This is a genomic window from Microbacterium proteolyticum (assembly GCF_030818075.1).
Taxonomy (GTDB): Bacteria; Actinomycetota; Actinomycetes; order Actinomycetales; family Microbacteriaceae; genus Microbacterium; species Microbacterium proteolyticum_A.
Map to the genome: position 1 here is coordinate 1760802 of NZ_JAUSZZ010000001.1, position 16929 is coordinate 1777730.

21 protein-coding genes are annotated in these 16929 nt (G+C 70.5%); 13 read left to right on the forward strand and 8 right to left on the reverse strand.

From position 1 onward, the window contains the following. Positions 1 to 10 precede the first annotated feature (10 nt). Positions 11 to 1450: a cytochrome ubiquinol oxidase subunit I gene (locus tag QE392_RS08105; protein WP_307450482.1), complete on the reverse strand. Its 1440-nt coding sequence runs from the start codon at positions 1448 to 1450 to the stop codon at positions 11 to 13. A 131-nt stretch (positions 1451 to 1581) separates the two neighbouring features. On the opposite strand from QE392_RS08105, the gene QE392_RS08110 reads away from it, so the two are divergent. Together QE392_RS08110 and QE392_RS08115 are read left to right on the forward strand one after the other, a co-directional pair. Then, positions 1582 to 2127 carry a PadR family transcriptional regulator gene (locus tag QE392_RS08110; RefSeq protein WP_307450484.1) on the forward strand — a complete coding sequence of 182 codons (546 nt, stop codon included), beginning with the start codon at positions 1582 to 1584 and terminating at the stop codon, positions 2125 to 2127. Between the two features lie 96 nt (positions 2128 to 2223). Further along, on the forward strand, positions 2224 to 2598 hold the full coding sequence (locus QE392_RS08115) for a hypothetical protein (protein WP_307450486.1): 375 nt from the start codon (positions 2224 to 2226) through the stop codon (positions 2596 to 2598). Between the two features lie 80 nt (positions 2599 to 2678). Here the strand turns inward: QE392_RS08115 and QE392_RS08120 are convergent, their stop codons facing one another. Further along, a complete protein-coding gene (locus QE392_RS08120) occupies positions 2679 to 3011 on the reverse strand; it encodes a heavy-metal-associated domain-containing protein (protein ID WP_307450488.1) in 333 nt (110 codons plus the stop codon). 10 nt (positions 3012 to 3021) lie between these two features. Then, entirely contained in the window at positions 3022 to 3312 is a 291-nt protein-coding gene (locus QE392_RS08125; RefSeq protein ID WP_373426451.1) for a metal-sensitive transcriptional regulator, read from the reverse strand. Between the two features lie 223 nt (positions 3313 to 3535). On the opposite strand from QE392_RS08125, the gene QE392_RS08130 reads away from it, so the two are divergent. Next, a complete protein-coding gene (locus QE392_RS08130) occupies positions 3536 to 3895 on the forward strand; it encodes a hypothetical protein (protein ID WP_307450491.1) in 360 nt (119 codons plus the stop codon). Here the strand turns inward: QE392_RS08130 and QE392_RS08135 are convergent. After that, positions 3876 to 4571, reverse strand: coding sequence for an ABC transporter ATP-binding protein (locus QE392_RS08135; protein ID WP_307450494.1), 696 nt, complete (start codon positions 4569 to 4571; stop codon positions 3876 to 3878). The two genes, QE392_RS08130 and QE392_RS08135, sit on opposite strands and share 20 nt — an antisense overlap. Beyond that, complete coding sequence (locus tag QE392_RS08140) at positions 4568 to 5629, reverse strand: ABC transporter permease (RefSeq protein ID WP_307450496.1); 1062 nt, start codon at positions 5627 to 5629, stop codon at positions 4568 to 4570. Before QE392_RS08140 ends, QE392_RS08135 begins: the two co-directional genes overlap by 4 nt. 145 nt (positions 5630 to 5774) lie before the next feature. On the opposite strand from QE392_RS08140, the gene QE392_RS08145 reads away from it, so the two are divergent. The 9 genes from QE392_RS08145 (at position 5775) to QE392_RS08185 (ending at position 13956) form a co-directional block, all read left to right on the forward strand. Next, a complete protein-coding gene (locus tag QE392_RS08145) occupies positions 5775 to 6965 on the forward strand; it encodes a sensor histidine kinase (protein ID WP_307450498.1) in 1191 nt (396 codons plus the stop codon). Continuing rightward, on the forward strand, positions 6962 to 7582 hold the full coding sequence (locus tag QE392_RS08150; RefSeq protein ID WP_307450500.1) for a response regulator: 621 nt from the start codon (positions 6962 to 6964) through the stop codon (positions 7580 to 7582). The genes QE392_RS08145 and QE392_RS08150 overlap by 4 nt, the downstream gene beginning before the upstream one ends. Before the next feature lie 81 nt (positions 7583 to 7663). After that, the gene (locus QE392_RS08155) at positions 7664 to 8176 is read left to right on the forward strand and encodes a bifunctional nuclease family protein (RefSeq protein WP_307450502.1); all 513 of its coding nucleotides are present in this window, start codon (positions 7664 to 7666) and stop codon (positions 8174 to 8176) included. Between the two features lie 85 nt (positions 8177 to 8261). Next, positions 8262 to 9323, forward strand: a complete 1062-nt coding sequence (gene gnd / locus QE392_RS08160) for a phosphogluconate dehydrogenase (NAD(+)-dependent, decarboxylating) (RefSeq protein ID WP_307450505.1) — start codon at positions 8262 to 8264, stop codon at positions 9321 to 9323. Between the two features lie 93 nt (positions 9324 to 9416). Further along, positions 9417 to 9974 (forward strand): ribonuclease H family protein, encoded by a 558-nt coding sequence (locus QE392_RS08165; protein ID WP_307450507.1) that lies wholly within the window; start codon positions 9417 to 9419, stop codon positions 9972 to 9974. Positions 9975 to 10065: 91 nt separating this feature from the next. Further along, entirely contained in the window at positions 10066 to 10863 is a 798-nt protein-coding gene (locus QE392_RS08170) for an IclR family transcriptional regulator (protein WP_307450509.1), read from the forward strand. A 218-nt stretch (positions 10864 to 11081) separates the two neighbouring features. Further along, positions 11082 to 12359: an aromatic ring-hydroxylating oxygenase subunit alpha gene (locus QE392_RS08175; protein ID WP_307450511.1), complete on the forward strand. Its 1278-nt coding sequence runs from the start codon at positions 11082 to 11084 to the stop codon at positions 12357 to 12359. Continuing rightward, positions 12356 to 13435 carry a hybrid-cluster NAD(P)-dependent oxidoreductase gene (locus QE392_RS08180; protein WP_307450513.1) on the forward strand — a complete coding sequence of 360 codons (1080 nt, stop codon included), beginning with the start codon at positions 12356 to 12358 and terminating at the stop codon, positions 13433 to 13435. The genes QE392_RS08175 and QE392_RS08180 overlap by 4 nt, the downstream gene beginning before the upstream one ends. Positions 13436 to 13479: 44 nt before the next feature. Beyond that, entirely contained in the window at positions 13480 to 13956 is a 477-nt protein-coding gene (locus QE392_RS08185) for a GNAT family N-acetyltransferase (RefSeq protein WP_307450516.1), read from the forward strand. A 23-nt stretch (positions 13957 to 13979) separates the two neighbouring features. Here QE392_RS08185 and QE392_RS08190 read toward each other — a convergent pair whose 3' ends face one another. Together QE392_RS08190 and QE392_RS08195 are read right to left on the reverse strand one after the other, a co-directional pair. Continuing rightward, positions 13980 to 14714 (reverse strand): hypothetical protein, encoded by a 735-nt coding sequence (locus QE392_RS08190; protein WP_307450518.1) that lies wholly within the window; start codon positions 14712 to 14714, stop codon positions 13980 to 13982. A gap of 149 nt (positions 14715 to 14863) precedes the next feature. Continuing rightward, positions 14864 to 15037 (reverse strand): hypothetical protein, encoded by a 174-nt coding sequence (locus tag QE392_RS08195; protein WP_307450520.1) that lies wholly within the window; start codon positions 15035 to 15037, stop codon positions 14864 to 14866. 165 nt (positions 15038 to 15202) lie between these two features. On the opposite strand from QE392_RS08195, the gene QE392_RS08200 reads away from it, so the two are divergent. After that, positions 15203 to 15409 carry a hypothetical protein gene (locus QE392_RS08200; protein ID WP_307450522.1) on the forward strand — a complete coding sequence of 69 codons (207 nt, stop codon included), beginning with the start codon at positions 15203 to 15205 and terminating at the stop codon, positions 15407 to 15409. Between the two features lie 340 nt (positions 15410 to 15749). Here QE392_RS08200 and solA read toward each other — a convergent pair whose 3' ends face one another. Then, positions 15750 to 16916, reverse strand: coding sequence for an N-methyl-L-tryptophan oxidase (gene solA, locus QE392_RS08205; protein ID WP_307450524.1), 1167 nt, complete (start codon positions 16914 to 16916; stop codon positions 15750 to 15752). Between the last annotated feature and the right edge of the window lie 13 nt (positions 16917 to 16929).

The window sequence follows — 16929 nt, forward strand, 5'->3', positions numbered from 1 at the left end:
CCCTGTGTGCTCAGTAGACCGTGGTCGGGGTGTTCTCGATGGCGTCGTCGTGAGCGGCATCCGGATCGGGCAGGGGATCGGGACCCTTCTGCGCGAACTTCTTGATCAGTCCGAACTCCACGACGGCGAGGCTGGCGTACACGAGGGTGAAGGCGATGAGCGAGATGAGCACGCTCCAGCCCGGGACGCTGGGCGAGACGCCGTCCTGCGTGAGCATGAGACCGAAGACGATCCACGGCTGCCGACCAATCTCGGTGAAGACCCAGCCGACGAGGCTCGCGAGCATCGGCAGAGGAGCGGCCCAGATCGCCACACGCCACATCCACGGGGCGACCGGGCGCGTGGCCTTCTTCCGCGTGACCCACAGGCCCGCCACGCACACCAGCGCCGCCACGCCGCCGAGCGCGATCATCCAGCGGAACGCCCAGTAGGTCACCCACAGCACGGGGGCGAAGTTGCCGTCCACCTGGTCGGCGAACTGGGGGAACATCTCCTGGCTGTAGAGCGTGTTGAGGTCGTTGATGCCTTCGACGCAGCCGTCGAGCGAGTGCGTCGACAGGATGCTGAGCAGGAAGGGCACACGGATCGAGAACAGCTCGCTCGTGCCGTCGGGGGTGCCGAGCGTGAAGATCGAGAACGAGGCATCCTGGCCGCACACCGTGTTGAAGGTCGCCTCCGCCGCAGCCATCTTCATGGGCTGGGTCGCCACCATCACCAGGCTCAGCTGGTCGCCGGCGATCGCCACGAGCACGAACGACGCCAGCGTCGTCCACAGGCCGAAGCGGAGGGTCTTGCGCATCATGTCGGTGTTCTGCCCCCGCGCCAGGTGCCAGGCCGAGACGGCGACGACGATCATGGCCGCGAACATCCAGCCCGCGAAGATCGTGTGGGGGAAAGCCGCGAGGGCGACGGGGTTGGTCAGCAGCGCCCAGAAGTCGACGAGCTCGGCGCGGTGGCCCTCGGCCGACATCTGGTAGCCCACCGGGTTCTGCATGAAGGCGTTGGCGGCGATGATGAAATACGCCGACAGGGTGGCGCCGAGGGATGCCATCCAGATACTCGCGAGGTGCGCGAGGCGGGGGAGCTTGTCCCAGCCGAAGATCCAGAGGCCGATGAAGGTGGCCTCGAGGAAGAAGGCGAGCAGTCCCTCGAACGCGAGCGGAGCACCGAAGACGTCGCCGACGAAACGTGAGTACGCCGACCAGTTCATGCCGAACTGGAACTCCTGCACAATTCCCGTCACGACGCCCATGGCGAAGTTGATGAGGAAGATCCTGCCGAAGAAGCGGGTGATGTGGAGCCACCGCACGTCGCCCGTGCGGTACCACACGGTTTGGAACACGGCCACGATCAGCGACATGCCGAGGGTCAGGGGCACGAACAGGAAGTGGTACAGGGTCGTCAACCCGAACTGCCAGCGGGCGAGAGCCAGGGGGTCGAGCCACTCCATCAGGAGCCTCCGATCAAACCGGATTGTGTGGTCAGACCACATGCTACGCGGCGGCTCTCCGGCGCGTCTGCGGATCCCTCGGCGTCGAACGATATACTCGGCAAGTCATTTCCCTGGTCCGAGGAGCCGCCGTGTCCGTGCGCCAGAGCCTGCTCGCGATCCTGGATCGCGGCGCCTGCTACGGCTCTCAGCTGCGCGCCGAGTACGAGCGTCGCACCGGCGCGCGCGTGAACGTCGGCCAGGTCTACACCACCCTCGAGCGCCTCGAACGCGACGGGATGGTGGTCGGCGCGGGCGTCGATGAGGAGGCGCGCGTGCTGTGGGAGCCCACGCCGGCCGGTCGCGCAGAAGCCCACGCCTGGTTGTCGACCGCGTCGCTGGCCGAGGGCCGCGACGAGGTCGCCCTCAAGGTCGCCCTGGCCGTGACGCTCCCCGGCGCCGACGTCGGCGGCATCCTCTCCGTACAGCGCGCGGCTGTGCGCGCCGCGCTGGCAGAGGCCGAGGACGGGGAAGCGGATGCCGTGCCGGCGGCGATCGTGCGCGCCGCCCGGCGCGCGCGGCTCGAGGCCGACCTCCGCTGGCTCGACGAGGTGGAGGCGCTCACCGCCGAGGCGACCCCGTTCGGGCTGTCCGAAGAGCGCCCGCGCCGGGGTCGCCCGGCCCGCTCCGCGGTCTAGCCGAAATACAGCGGTGGCGGTGATCCGTCAAGCCCGGAGCGCTTCTTCAGCGGACGCTCCACTCTGAGGACCTCTCGGACGACGAAGGAGTCTCTCATGGTCATGGACGCATCGCTCAGTCGCCGGGGATCGTCGAAGGGTGCCCGCACCGCTGCCGTCGCCCCCGCGCCGATCAACGTCGCCCCCGCGCCGATCAACGTCGCCCCCGCGCCGATCGACGTCGCCCCCGCGCCGGTGGACATCGTGTCCGCGCCGGTGACGTCTTCGCAGGCGGCGACGGAGATCCCGTGGACGCGCATCGACCTCGACCTGTACGAGGTCAGTCGCGGCGGCTACATCGTCGGTTACGTCGAAGTGGTCGGTGCCGTCTTCGTCGCTCTCGGGGGAGCGCGCTACGACCGCGCCGTGGAGGTGTCTCAGCACCTCACCTTCCACGCGGCCGTGGACGTTCTCGTGCGCCGCGTGCTTTGACCGCTGCGCAAGCGACGCAGCCGGGACGCGCTTGGCGCACGGCCGCGGAGGAGTGCGGGGTGGCTGCGTCCCGCGTCGAGTCAGCGCGAGAGCGTGTATCCGGCCTCATCGATCGCCGCGGCGATGTCGTCGTCGCTCACGTCTGCCGTGCGTGCGATGCGCACGAGTGAGGCATCACCGACCCGCAGGTCGACCCACACGACATCGACACCCTCGAGAGCGGACAGCTCTTCGGTGACCGCGCGGACGCAGTGATCGCACGTCATCCCCTCGACGGACAGAACGTCGTTCGCCGCGGTCGCCGGGGACGGTGTGGGGACGGCTTTCACGCCGCCGCACCCGCATCCATCGCCGCACCCGCCGCCGGCGGGGCTCGAGGCGGTCAGGCCGAGGTCGATCCGCTGCTCTGCCATGGGGTCTCCTTCACGAACGCACCAGGCGGGCGATCGCCTGATTGGCTTCTTTCAGTTTCTCTTCGGCGACGGGGCCGCCCTGCGCGGCGGCTTCGGCGACGCAGTGCGAGAGGTGGTCGTCGAGGAGTGAGAGGGCGACGTTCTCGAGCGCCTTCGTCACGGCCGACACCTGAGTGAGGATGTCGATGCAGTACTGGTCGTCGTCGACCATCCGCGCGATTCCGCGCACCTGCCCCTCCGCGCGACGCAGGCGCTTGAGGAGCTCGTCTTTCCGACCCTCGTATCCGTGCACGCGCTCCATGATACCCCCGTGGGGTATCGCTAGCATCGTCTGCGCCGGTGTCAACCCCCTCGGCAGCCGGCTCCGGATGGCGGATCGTCGAAATCGTCAGGAGGTCGACATGCTCTTTCGTCGTACCGGTGGTGGTCGGCGATGACCACCGAACCTTTCCCCACCGGACCACACCGCCCCGTGCGCATCCCGCACCTGCCCCCACTGCGCTCGCAGCGGGGAGAATCGAAGGATGACGCGAACACTGGCGGCGCTTCCCGGCGCCGCGCGGAAACTGTGTCTCAGCCGACGAAACGGCGAGATCTGCACTCGTGAGAACGGCCACCGCGGCCTTCACCACCGCACGGGCGGGCGCCGGCTGTGGAGCGATGTGCAGGCCGATCCGCCGGCGTGTCCGGCTGTCGGGACGCCGGTCGAGCCGGCGCCCCGGCTCGCCGACGGGTTCCCGGGGGGTCGGGCGCTGTGCCCGATCTGCTGGGCGTTCGTCATGCCCGTGAACGGCGTCCTGTCTGCGCACGACTCGTGGCGCGGCGACGAGACGCGCGACGAGGCTGACCGGCGGCGGGAGTGGTTCAACAGCTACGGCTGGTGAGGCTCGTCGCGCGCCCGTCGACGACGTTCACGGTCTCGTCGAGAGCGTCGGCGTGCGCGACGTCGTGGGTGACGAGCAGCGTCGCCGTCCGCCGCTCGCGCGCCAGGCGCGACAGCAGGGCCATGATCTCGGCCCCGCGGGCGCTGTCGAGCGCGCTCGTCGGTTCGTCGACCAGCAGCACGCGAGGCTCGTGCACGAGGGCCCGCGCGATCGCGACGCGTTGCCGCTGCCCGCCGGACAGCCCCGCGGGGCGCCGATCCGCCTGGGCTGCGAGACCGACGGCATCCAACAGCTCGTCGACCCGCGCGCGCACCGTCGCCCGCCGTGCGCGACGGCCGCGCCCTTCGAGCTCCGCCATGACGCACAGCTGCTCGCGGGCGGTGAGCGCGGGGAGCAGCTGCGGCTGCTGGAACACGATGCCGATGCGCTCGCGGCGCAGCGTCGTGCGCGCGGCGGCGTCGAGGCCGCTGGCATCCACTCCGTCGATCACGACGCGCCCGGAGTCGGGACGCACGAGCGTGGCGGCGAGGGCGAGCAGGCTCGACTTGCCCGACCCCGACGGCCCCGTGATGCCGGTGAGCACCCCCGGTCGTCCCTCGAGGGTGACGTGATCGACCGCGGTGACGCGGGCCTCGCCGTCGGGGTAGGTGAGGGTGACGTCGTCGAGAAGGATCATCGAGTGCTCCCGAGTGCGGTGAGGGGGTCGGATGCCGTGACGGTGCGCAGCGACACCGCCGCGCCGATGAGGCCGAGTGCGATCATCACGACCGCGGGGGCGAGGGTGGTGAGCGGACTCAGCACGAACGGCAACGCGCCGCCGGCGAGCGACCCGAGCGCGGCTGTGAGCCCGATGCCGACCCCGACGCCGACGGTCAGCACGACGAGTGCCTGGCCGAGCGCATCGCGCACGAGGGCGGCGGTGCTGGCGCCGAGGGCTTTGAGCACGGCGACGTCGCCCGCGCGCTGCATCGTCCAGACGGTGAAGAACGCGCCGACGACCAGGGCCGAGACGCCGAAGAGCATGGCGATCATGAGCGCGAGCGAGCCGATCTCGGAGCGGAACGTCGGCAGCGCCGCCAGACTCGCGAGCGGGGCGGATGCCACGGTGCCGGTCTCGGCGGCGACGGCGTCCCACGTGGGGGAGCCGGCCACCGCGAGCACCGTCGGCTCACCGCTGCCGCCCAGGCGCTCATCGAGCGTGCGCCAGGCGTCGAGCGTCAGCGACGCGACGGGTGTGTGGCTGTACGACAGGTCGTCGCCGACGGCCGACACGGTGAACGTCGATCCGGCGACGACCACCGTGTCGCCGATTCCGGCGCCCAGCGTCTTCGCGGCACCGGTGGAGAGGACGACGTCGCCGGCGCGGGCGGGGGCGGGAAAGGTCCCGTCGGCATCGAGACCGAGAAGAGCGACGGCGCCGGTTCCCGCCGGCCCTTCCGCCCGCGTCTGCTGGATGCCGATCGGCGCGACGCGGTCGACGCCGGGGGCGGTGCGCCACGCGGAGATCGTGTCGGCGTCGATGCTCGAGTCGGCGAAGGTCGCCGCGCCTGCTCCGACGGGCTTCAGCACGAGCCGGTCGCCCGGCAGAGCCAGCACCGCCGAGACGTTCTGGGCGGCCAGGCCCCCGGTGAGGCCCGACAGGAACCCGACGAGCAGGGTGATGAGGGCGACGACCGCCCCGATAAGGGCGAATCGCCCGCGGGCGAACCGCAGATCGCGCCATGCGACGTACACGTCGCCTCCTTCCGCCGGCGGATCTCCCCGGCGTCCTCCACCCTCGTCGAAGGGCGCGGGCCGGTCATCGGCGGCTCGGGCGAACTCCCTCTCCACCTTTCGGACGATTCCCCGGCGACGCGGCATCCGTACCCTGGACTCCGACATGCCCCATCGCACTCTCGGCCCCGTCTTCGCGGGACTTCGCGCCGGACTCCACACCCTGTTCGGGGCTCTGCTCGCGTTGGTCGTCGTGCGCGTGCTGCTCACCGACGGGTCCGTGCTCGCGCTCATGCTGGCGGGGCTGCTCGGCGTCGTGTACCTCGCGGGCCTGTGGCTCGCCCGCCCCCGGCTCGCCGTCGTCGAGCCCACCGGAGGGATCTCACGGGCGGGCGGCGCCTGGATCGCGGCGCTCACCCTCGTGTGGGCGGCGCTGATGTGGTTCGTGCCCGAGGCGGCCTACCTGGTCTTCCCGCTGTTCTTCCTGTACCTGCACCTCCTGCCCGGAGCGGCGGGTCCGGTGGCCGTCGTCGCCACCACCGCCCTCACGATCGTGGCGTTCGCGGTACACGGCGGACTCACCGTGGGAGGGGTCGTGGGGCCGGTGGTCGGTGCGGGCGTCGCCCTGCTGATCGGTCTCGGGTACGCCGCGTTGGAGCGCCGTGCGGCCGAGCGCGAGGCCCTCCTGGCCGAGTTGCTCGCGACGCGCGACCGGTTGGCCGCGGCGGAACGAGAACAGGGCGTGCTCGCCGAACGCGCGCGCCTGGCCCGCGAGATCCACGACACCGTGGCGCAGGGTCTGTCGAGCATCCAGATGCTTCTTCACGCGGCCGAGCGGGCGGATGCCACGGGTCCCGGTATCGACCACGTGCGCCTGGCGCGGCACACCGCCGCCGAGGGCCTCGCCGAGACGCGCCGCTTCATCCGGGAGCTCGCCCCGCCCAGCCTCGACAGCGGTCTCGGTCCGGCCCTCGCTCGCCTCGCCGACGGGTGGGGCGCGCGCGAGGGCGTCGCCGTGACCGTGACCGCGTCGCACGACGTCGCCCTCCCGATGGACGCGCAGACCGCCCTGCTGCGCATCGCCCAGGGTGCGCTCGCCAACACCGCGCAGCACGCCCGCGCGCGCCGTGTCGGCATCCGTCTCGAGCCCACCGGCGACGCGGTGCAGCTCGAGATCGGCGACGACGGGGCGGGATTCGATCCCGGCGACGCCGCCGGCACGGCATCCGGAACCGACTCCTTCGGTCTGCGCGCCATGCGGGAGCGGGTCGACCAGCTCGGTGGGCGGCTCGAGGTCGCGAGTGCGCCCGGGGCCGGCACGACGATCGTCGTGACGCTGCCGGAGGGGGCGCCGTGATCCGCGTCGTCATCGCCGACGACCACCCGGTGGTGCGGGCGGGTGTCCGCGCCCTGCTGGAGGCCGAAGCCGACATCTCCGTTGTCGGCGAGGCTGCGACGCCCGACGCCGCCGTCGCGCTCGCCGAGGAGCTCGGCCCCGAGCTCGTGCTCATGGACCTGCAGTTCGGCGATCGCGCCGCCGGGGCGGAAGCGACCCGGCGGGTGCGCGCGCTCGCCGCGCCGCCCTATGTGCTCGTGCTCACCAATTACGACACCGACGGCGACATCCTCGGTGCCGTGGAGGCGGGCGCGAGCGGCTACCTGCTCAAGGACGCACCGCCTCACGAACTGCTCGCGGGCGTCCGGGCCGCGGCGGCCGGCCAGAGCGCGGTGGCCCCGGCGATCGCGGGGCGGCTGCTGGCCCGGCTGCGCGAGCCGCGCGTGACCCTGTCGGTCCGTGAGATCGAGGTGCTCCGCCTCGTGGCGCGCGGCGCCTCGAACGCCGAGGTCGCCGGGCGCCTGCACATCACCGACGCCACGGTGAAATCGCACCTCGCGCACGTGTTCTCCAAGCTCGGCGTCTCGTCCCGCACCGCGGCGGTCTCGGCGGCGCGCGCACTCGGCATCCTGCGCTGACGGGTTCGGCCCCGCGGCGCGCCGATGCGGCTTCGGTCTCGTCCGGTGCTCCGATCGCGGACGAGTCGTACGATGGGCCACATGATCCGGGTGCGTGTGGTCGGTGTCGCGCTCGACCCCGCACAGCAGCACGTCATCCTGCTGAAGCCGGTCGACACCGGCGCTGACGGCGACCGGGTGCTGCCCGTCTGGATCGGTCCGCAGGAAGCGATGTCGATCCTCGTCGCGATCGAAGGCACCGGTTCTCCGCGCCCGCTCGCACACGATCTGATGACCGCCATGCTGGGGGAGCTGTCGGCATCGGTCGAGCGCGTCGAGGTCACGCACCTCGACGAGGGCACGTTCCACGCCCGGGTGGTCCTGCACACTCCGGCAGGGCCGCGCACGTTCGACTCCCGGCCGTCGGATGCGATCGCCCTCGCCGCCCGTGCCGATGCGCCCATCCTCGTGGCGGACGCGGTGTTCCTGGAGGCCGGAGTACCCGACGAAGCCGTCGAGCTGCAGGGCGCGCGGGAGGGCAACCGCGACGAGGACCGGGTGGAGGAGTTCCGCCGTTTCCTCGACGACGTCGATCCCGAGGATTTCCAGGGCTAGCACGGATGCCCGGTGTCGGCGGGCGCTCCTAGACTCGCGGAGGGGCCGCGAGCCGCGGTTCTGATCCACAACGAACGGGGAACCAATGCAACTCGCCATGGTCGGACTCGGACGAATGGGCGCCAACATCGTCCGCAGGCTCATGAGAGACGGTCACGACTGCGTCGTGTTCGACGTGAACCAGGATGCCGTGGCGGCCCTGGTCGCGGAGGGTGCGACGGGGGCGACGAGCATCGCCGACCTCGCCTCGAAGCTGCAGAAGCCCCGCGCGGTGTGGCTGATGATCCCGGCCGGTCTCACCGGGAAGGTCGTGGATCAGGTCGCCGAGGTGCTCGAGCCCGGCGACATCATCATTGACGGCGGCAACTCGAACTATCGCGACGACGTGCGTCGCGCGGCGAAGCTGAACGACAGCGGCATCCACTACGTCGATGTGGGGACCAGCGGTGGCGTCTTCGGTCTCGAGCGCGGCTACTGCCTGATGGTCGGCGGCCACGAGGAAGCCGTCGCCCACCTCGAGCCGGTGCTGCGGACGATCGCCCCCGGCCCCGGCGAGGTCGAGCGCACGCCCGGGCGCACCGGTGACTACACCACGGAGGAGCGCGGCTATCTCCACTGCGGTCCCTCCGGTGCCGGGCACTTCGTGAAGATGGTCCACAACGGCATCGAGTACGGGATCATGGCCGCGCTCGCCGAGGGCCTGAACGTCTTGAACAGCGCCGACGCCGGATTGCACCAGGGCGAGCACTCGGCCGAGGTGGCTCCGCTGGAGGAGCCGGAGTTCTACCAGTTCGACATCGATACGGCCCGGGTGACCGAGCTGTGGCGCCGCGGCTCGGTCATCTCCTCGTGGCTGCTCGACCTCACCGCCGCCGCGCTCGCGCAGAATCCCACCCTGGACGGGCTGGCCGGCCGCGTCTCCGACTCGGGTGAGGGCCGCTGGACCGTCAAGGCCGCGGTCGACACCGGGGTCCCCGTCCCGGTGCTCGCGGCGTCGTTGTTCGAGCGTTTCGCCTCGCGCGGCGAGGATCACTTCGCCAATCAGGTGCTCTCGGCAATGCGTCTGCAGTTCGGCGGGCACCAGGAGCTGCCCGCCGGTGACGTGCTCGAGGCCGGACAGCAGAAGGCCGAGAGCGGCCGCGGCTGAGCCCGAACACCGAGCCTCCGCCGTCATCCCTTCGCTGACGGCGGAGGCTCGCCCGCGGTGGGCGGACCGGCTCGGACAGGGGAGACTAGACGGATGAGCAGTTCCGCGTCGTCCGATCGTTACATCGTCGCCACCGACGGCGCCTGCAAAGGCAATCCCGGGCCCGCCGGCTGGGCCTGGGTCGGCGAAGACGGGCACTGGGCCGCCGGATCGATCCCCGAGGGCACGAACAACATCGGAGAGCTCCTCGGGCTGCTTCACGCGATCACCGATCACTCCGACGTGCGCGAGTTGGTCGTGCAGGCCGACTCGAAGTACGCCATCGACACGTACTCGTCGTGGATGGACGGCCACCGCCGCCGGGGTTGGGTGACGAGCGCGAAGAAGCCGGTCGCCAATCGCGGCATCCTGGAGGCTCTCATCGCGGCGCGCGACGCGCGCCGGGCGGCGGGACTCCCCGACGTCGTCCTCGAGCACGTGCGCGGCCACAGCGGTCATGTGCTGAACTCCTGGGCCGACGAGCGGGCCGTGCGGGCGTCGCAGCACGCCGCGAAGGGCGAGGAACTGATCTGGACGTCGTTGCGCGGTCTCGACCGGCTCGAGGTGGCATCCGCTCCGCCGCGTTCGCTGGCCGACCGCAACGGGCGCTGACCGACGCCGAAGAGGAGACTCATCGCGCACAGCGGTGCGCCTGACGCAACAGTCGCGTAGGGTGGGGATGTTCGCAACACGAGGAGCCCCCATGAGCAGCCGAGATGTCACCGACGACAGTGCCGGTGCCGCGGGAAGCGCCGTGCAGTCGGTGGACCGCGCGATCCAGATCCTCGAGATGCTGTCGGATGCCGAGTCGCTCGGCGTGAGCGAGATCTCCCGACGGCTGGGCGTTCATCGATCCACGGCTTTCCGACTGCTCGCGACCCTGGAAGCGCGCAACCTCGTGGAGCAGGAGGAGCGCCGCGGCGAGTACCAGCTCGGCTTCGGCGTGCTGCGTCTGGCGGGCCGCATCACGGCGCGGATGGACATCGTCAAGGATGCGCAGCAGGTCTGCGATGAGCTGACCGCCGAGCTCAATGAGACCAGTAACGTCGCGATCTTCGACAGCGGTGCGGCGGTCAACGTCTCGCAGGCCACCGGATCGCGCCTCGTCTCGGTGACTCGCCAGTACGTCGGGCAGCGCACCCCCCTCCACGCCACATCGACCGGCAAGGTGCTGCTCGCCTACGCTCCGGCCGAGGTCCTGCGCCAGGCGCTGTCGGAGCCGCTCGAGCAGTGCACCGGGAACACCATTACGTCACCCGCGGCCCTGGAGGAGCACCTGGAGCGCGTGCGGGAGCGCGGGTGGGCAGCGGCGGCGGAGGAGTGGGAGTACGACACGAACGCCCTCGCCGTGCCCGTCACCGGGCAGGACGGATCCGTGGTGGCGGCGCTCAGCATCACGGCGCCCAGCTTCCGGATGACGCAGTCGTCGTTCCCCGCGCTGGCCGACGTCCTCAAGCGGCATGCGCGCCAGCTCGGCGCGCGTCTCGGCGCGGCGGTCTGAGCCGGAGGCCCCGTGAATCCGCGGCGATGTGTCGCGGATGTTTCCGTCGGGAGAAGAATCACGGTCCGCGGGCGTGCGACGTTGACACTGCGCCGCGGCCGCGGCGATGATCTTCGTGTTGAGCGTAATGCGCAACATGTCGCGTAATACGCGCGACAGTTCTCACCCCGAAGCGTCGCAGCCCCCGGCCCGGCGCGGTCCCGTCGAAGGATCACGAGATGCCCGCTACCGTCGTCCGCCACCAGGACAATGTGACCACCCGCCGCCTGATCGCCGAGCGCAAGCCCGGCCACAGCCTGCCGGCGCCGTTCTACACGAGCGACGAGATCTTCGACCTCGATCTCGACGCGATCTTCGGGAAGCATTGGATTTTCGTCGCCTCCGAAGCCGAGATCCGCGAGCCCGGCGACTACGTCACCGTCGAGTTCGGAAAGACCTCCCTGCTCGTCATCCGCGACGATGACGAGAACGTGCAGGTGCTGCACAACGTGTGCCGCCACCGCGGCGCCCGCATCCTCACCCCGGGCTCCGGCTCCGTCGGCAACCTCGTCTGCGGCTACCACCAGTGGACGTACAAGCCCGACGGCACGCTCATCTGGGCGGCATCCGCGGCCGACGACTTCGACACGAGCTGCCACAACCTGCGCAAGGTGGCGTTCCGCTCGATCGCGGGGCTGATCTATGTCAACCTCTCGGACGAGCCCAACGACGACATCGACGAGGTGGCATCCATCGTGGCGCCCTACTTCGAGCAGCACCAGCTGAAGCGTGCCAAGGTCGCCAAGCAGATCGACCTCATCGAGCTCGGCAACTGGAAGCTCACGATGGAGAACAATCGGGAGTGCTACCACTGCGACATGCACCCCGAGCTCGGCTGCACGTACTTCATCACGTGGGGTTACCCCGAGGACGCCATCCCGCCGCACCTGCAGGAGACCCACGAGCGCTACCTGTCGGCCGAGGCCGAGCTCGAGCACAAGTGCGTCGAGCGAGGGCTCCCCTTCGCGGGCATCGAGCAGCTCGACACCCGCACGATGGGCTTCCGCGTGCAGCGCGAAGCGCTCGACGGCGAGGGCGAGTCGTACAGCATGACGGGTGCGAAGCTGGTGAACAAGCTGCTCGGCGACTTCGACGACGCCAAGCTCGGGCGCCTCTCGATGCACACGCAGCCGAACTTCTGGTGCCACTTCATGGCCGACCACGCCATCACCTTCGCGGTGCTGCCGATCGCCCCCGGCCGCACGCTCGTGCGCACGACGTGGCTCGTCCACGAGGACGCCGTCGAGGGCATCGACTACAACGTCGACGACCTCACGTACGTGTGGCGTGAGACCAACGCGCAGGACGCCGCGTTCGTCGAACTCGCGCAGCGCGGCGTCACCGACCCGGCGTACATCCCCGGGCCGTACGTGCCCAGCGAGTACCAGGTCGACGCCTTCTGCAACTGGTACATCGACAAGCTCACCGTGCACCTGGACGCCGAGGGCGCCGAGTGAGCACCGTCTTCGCGCCGGGCGCGCTGCTGCACGACCACGACCGCTGGGACGACGACCCCTCGCCTCGCATGCTGCGCTGCGCGCGCATCGTCGCGCGGACCCCGCACATCTCGACCTTCGAGTTCGTCTCCGACGACCGGCGGGCGCTGCCCCGCGCCGCCGGCCAGTACGTCACGGTGAGCGCGGACATCGACGGTGAGCGCGTGAGCCGCTGCTACACCGTCAGCTCTCCTCCGACGCGCCCGTACTCGGTGCAGCTCACGGTCAAGCGGGAGGCCGACGGGGTGTTCTCGCGCTGGCTGCACGACACCCTGCGCGTGGGCGACCGCCTCGAGCTGAGCGGTCCGGCGGGGGAGTTCTCCACCGCCTTCCATCCGTCGGAGCGCGTGCTGCTGCTGGCCGCGGGCGTGGGCATCACGCCCATGATCGCGGTGCTCGAGGCGCTCCACGACCTCGGCGACGGCACCGACGCGGTGCTGCTGCACAACTCGCACGACCCGGAGTCCGTGGTGTTCGCGCGCGAGCTGGAGGCTCTGGCGAACGGCAATGACACGATCCGCGTCGTCCAGGCCGTCTCGGTCGACCCCGCCGGCACGTGGGCGGGCCCCGTCGGACGACTGGATGCCGCCATGCTCACGCAGCACGTGCCCGACCTCACGACGCGCGAGGTGTTCGTGTGCGGCCCCGACGCGTACATGCAGCACGCGGTCGCCCTGCTGGAAGAGCTGGGCGTGCCCGCCGAGCGCATCCACGTCGAGTCGTTCGTGCTCGCCGAGATCGCCCCGCCCGAGGTCAACGACGCCCAGGGCGCGCCTGGTCACACCGTGAGCTTCGCGCGCAGCGGCAAGAGCGTCGTCATCGCCGAGGGCGAGACCGTTCTGCAGGCGGCCAAGCAGGTCGGCATCCGGATCATGACGTCGTGTCAGAACGGTCTGTGCGGCACGTGCAAGATCGTGAAGATCGCGGGCGAGGTCGACATCGCGCACAACGGCGGCATCCGCCAGCGCGAGATCGACGCCGGCAAGATCCTCGCGTGCTGCTCGCGGCCGAAGGGGCCGGTCGAGGTCGACGTCTGATCCTCCGCTTCTGCGGTGTCGGTGCCGCGTGCGACAGTTGAGGAATGTTCCGACGCGCGCGGATCGCTGATGCTGAGGCGATCGGACGCTTCCAGACGCGGGCGTGGGAGCAGGCGTACCGCGGTCTCGTCGCGGACGAGTATCTGGATGCCACGACGTGGCAGGTCCGCGCCGCGCGCTGGCGAGACCGGATGGCGTCCGGCGAGCGGAAGGTGTGGCTCGCGGAGGTCGACCGTGCGCTGGTCGGGGTAGCGAGTACGGAGAAGACGGACGCGCATCGTTCCGACCTTCCCGCCACAGAACTCGCGTCGATCTATGTCGACTCCGCCTGGCACGGGCGCGGGGTGGGGTCGCAGCTTCTCGAGTGCGCGATCGGAGACCTGCCCGCTCACCTGTGGGTGTTCGACGCGAACGCGCGAGCGCAGCGGTTCTACGCCACGCACGGGTTTCTGGCGACGGCCGAGGCACAGGTCGACCGGGATACGCGTCTCGGCGAAACGCGCTGGGTGCGAGGCGTCTAGGACGAGGTATCCGCGTCGTCGCACTAGTGCGCGGCGTGAGCGGGCCCCGCGTGCTTCACCCAGGCCTCGACGTGCAGGATGTCGGCCGGGAATCGATTCACGACGGATGCGAGTCGTGGCGAGATGCGACGTACGAGGACGCGGGCGCGGAAGCGGCCGTCGGCATCCCAGCCCGTTCCGAACTCGTAGGGGTCGGGCTCGCTCGCCAGTGCCTGGTCCTCTGCGAGATGAACCTGATCGAGGCTCCATTCGCTGCGCACGACGTGAAGATGGCGGCCCAGAAGCGGTTCCAGCCGCGCGCGCACCGCAGTGACGTCCACTGCCGATGCGAGTCCGAACCACCCCCGCTGCCCTCTCGCCGCCAGGAAGGCGACGAGCGCACCGCCCCGCATCATGTCGCAGGCGTCGAGCACCTCGCGACGCAGGATCGCTGAGCGGTCTCGGACGCCGTCCACGTCGGCGAAGCGATCCTCGCGCAGCCCGTCGAACGGCGCGACGCCACGGCCTCCCCGCGTCGCGATCGCCTCGCTGATTCCCTCGCCCGTCCAGACCCCACGAACCGTGACCATCCCGCTCTGTTGAGCGCCGATGAGGCCGTCGACGGGTAGCACGGCGAAATCGTCCGCCGCGTTGAAGAATTCGCCGTAGACGCCTTCGCCGCGCATGACGAGGCAATACGACGACCCGTCCCTGCGGAGCAGTCCCGTGGCGGTCACGCGGTCGCCGACGTCGACCGGCACCAGCTCGGCATGCTGCATCGGCGGCTCCTTCGCGTCGACGCCCCGCGCGGCGAGAGTCGATCTCGGACAGCAACAGACTGACACAGCTGTTTCCCGGAAGCACGCGGTGCGTATCGATCGACGGGATGCCGAGATGCTGGCGGCACGTGCCCGGTCTCGTCATCCGGCTAGTGACCGTCCATCACTGGTCCCTCCGTGGCATCCAGGAAGTCGGCGGCGAGTTTCGCGACCTCGGAGTGATACCGACGGCCGGCTCTTTCGCTTCCCTCGTCGAGCCCGTCATCGAACTCGACGAGTGGCTGTGCCGCGTCCGGTCCGTCATGGCCGATGCTGTCGTGCACCCAGGAGGAGAAGAAACGGACCTCGTCCGGATCGACGGGCCCTCCGAGCGTGTCCCGCCGAGGGCACATGGACGTCGGCCGAGCTCGGCCGCCCGCTCCACGTCCGATACAAGACCGCTTCCTCCGCGCGGACTTTGGCCGCTACGGTCGGGAGGCATGGGGCGAGTGAGCATCGAAGATCCTCTGATCCGGCGACGGCCACTCGGCGGGGGGTGGGGAGTCGCGGCGGCGCTCGCGGTGCAGGCGCTGTGCGTCGCCCTGGCGTTCGCATGCGGAGCCGCTGGCGGGTGGGCGTGGTCGTGGACGCTCTTCCTCGCCGTCCCCCTCGTCAACTTCGTCGTCTACGGAATGGGCAGTCGCCGCACGCTCTGAGGCAGCCCGACACGAGACGGATCAGCGGGGCGCGCGCTCGCCGATTCTCCGCGTCGGGGCCCTTCAGGGTGGGGGCGAGCCATGCATAAACACGATCCGTGCGCAGAAACGCGAGCACATCGTGTTTATGCGCACGGATCGCGTTTATGCGTGCCCCGCGGGACCCGACCGGCGCCCCGCCGCCCCGCCGCGCCGCCGCCTTGGCGGCCCGGCGCCCCGCCGCCCAGCCGCCCCGCCGCCCCGACGGCCCGGCGGCATGCGGCCCGGCGCCCGCGCGCCCCGACGGCTCGGCGGCATGCGGCCCGGCGCCCGGACGCGAGTCTTCCGCGCCGATGCGCGGTCAGGCGCCCTGCAGCACCGCCCGCGTCGGGTCGAACAGTGTCGGGGGCAGCATGGCCGACCGCCCGTCGAGAGCGAGGTCGGCGAGGATCTCGCCGACCACCGGCACGAATTTGAAGCCGTGGCCGCTGAAGCCGCAGGCGATCTGGATCTGCTCGTGCAGGGGGTGCGCGCCGATGACGAAGTGCTCGTCGGGCGTCACCGAGTACAGGCATGTCTTCGCCTGCACGACCGGGCCGGTGAGGTACGGGAAAAGCTGCAGGGCGCGCTCGCGCATCTCGGCGATCTCGTGGTCGTAGACGTTGCGGTCGATCGTGTTCGCCGTGGTGGGGGAGCCCTTGCGGAAGAAGCCGAGCTTCAGGCCACCGGCGGGGCCGTCGGTCATGGGGAAGCCGTAGATCTGCTGGTTGCCGTGGGTCTCTTCGATGTACACGGGATGCTGCTTGTCGCTGTAGCGCTCGTACGGCACCGCATCGCTGTACTCGGGGGAGAACCAGTAGAAGATCATGCGGTCGATCGACAGCGGAAGGTTCAGCTCGGGCAGCACCTGCGGCGCCCAGGGGCCGGGGGTGATGACGAGACGGTCGGCGCCGTAGGTGCCCTGCGTGGTCACGACCTCGACACCGCCGTTCGGCGTCGCCTGCCAGTGCGTCACCGGCTCGTGGAAGCGGAGCGTCGCGCCCTTCTTCGCCGCGACCTCGGCGTTGGCGATCGTGGTCTCCTCGGGGCGGACGTACCCCGCGTTGGCCTCGTACACGGCCACGGCGTCGTCGGCCGGGTTCATCGTGGGGAAGCGTCGGCGGATCTCGTCGGCATCCAGGATCTCGTGCGGCAGGTTGTGCAGCTCGGACGCCTCTTTGCTGCCGCGGAAGGTGATGTCATCCGGGTCGCCGATGTAGATGCCGCCGCAGAGCTCCATGATGTCGCGGCCCGACTCGGCTTCGAGCGTGCGCCAGCCCTCGTACGCGCGCTGCAGCAGCGGCACGTACTCGGGGCTCTCGAAATACGACTGCCGGATGATCCGCGTGCCGCCGTGCGCGGCGCCCTGGTCGTGGCCGGGTGCGAACGTCTCGAGACCCAGGACCTTCGCGCCCCGTTCGGCGAGGGTGTTGGCGGCGGCGCCGCCCATCGACCCCAGGCCGAGGACGATGACGTCGTAGTGCTCCATCGTGGTGGTTCCT

Excerpts from the sequence above, each read along its gene's own strand:
- QE392_RS08105 (WP_307450482.1), bottom strand. The coding sequence starts at position 1,450 with ATGGAGTGGCTCGACCCCCTGGCTCTCGCCCGCTGGCAGTTCGGGTTG.
- QE392_RS08115 (WP_307450486.1), top strand. The coding sequence starts at position 2,224 with ATGGTCATGGACGCATCGCTCAGTCGCCGGGGATCGTCGAAGGGTGCC.
- QE392_RS08120 (WP_307450488.1), bottom strand. The coding sequence starts at position 3,011 with ATGGCAGAGCAGCGGATCGACCTCGGCCTGACCGCCTCGAGCCCCGCC.
- QE392_RS08125 (WP_373426451.1), bottom strand. The coding sequence starts at position 3,312 with ATGGAGCGCGTGCACGGATACGAGGGTCGGAAAGACGAGCTCCTCAAG.
- QE392_RS08130 (WP_307450491.1), top strand. The coding sequence starts at position 3,536 with ATGACGCGAACACTGGCGGCGCTTCCCGGCGCCGCGCGGAAACTGTGT.
- QE392_RS08135 (WP_307450494.1), bottom strand. The coding sequence starts at position 4,571 with ATGATCCTTCTCGACGACGTCACCCTCACCTACCCCGACGGCGAGGCC.
- QE392_RS08145 (WP_307450498.1), top strand. The coding sequence starts at position 5,775 with ATGCCCCATCGCACTCTCGGCCCCGTCTTCGCGGGACTTCGCGCCGGA.
- QE392_RS08155 (WP_307450502.1), top strand. The coding sequence starts at position 7,664 with ATGATCCGGGTGCGTGTGGTCGGTGTCGCGCTCGACCCCGCACAGCAG.
- gnd (WP_307450505.1), top strand. The coding sequence starts at position 8,262 with ATGCAACTCGCCATGGTCGGACTCGGACGAATGGGCGCCAACATCGTC.
- QE392_RS08165 (WP_307450507.1), top strand. The coding sequence starts at position 9,417 with ATGAGCAGTTCCGCGTCGTCCGATCGTTACATCGTCGCCACCGACGGC.
- QE392_RS08170 (WP_307450509.1), top strand. The coding sequence starts at position 10,066 with ATGAGCAGCCGAGATGTCACCGACGACAGTGCCGGTGCCGCGGGAAGC.
- QE392_RS08175 (WP_307450511.1), top strand. The coding sequence starts at position 11,082 with ATGCCCGCTACCGTCGTCCGCCACCAGGACAATGTGACCACCCGCCGC.
- QE392_RS08185 (WP_307450516.1), top strand. The coding sequence starts at position 13,480 with ATGTTCCGACGCGCGCGGATCGCTGATGCTGAGGCGATCGGACGCTTC.
- QE392_RS08190 (WP_307450518.1), bottom strand. The coding sequence starts at position 14,714 with ATGCAGCATGCCGAGCTGGTGCCGGTCGACGTCGGCGACCGCGTGACC.
- solA (WP_307450524.1), bottom strand. The coding sequence starts at position 16,916 with ATGGAGCACTACGACGTCATCGTCCTCGGCCTGGGGTCGATGGGCGGC.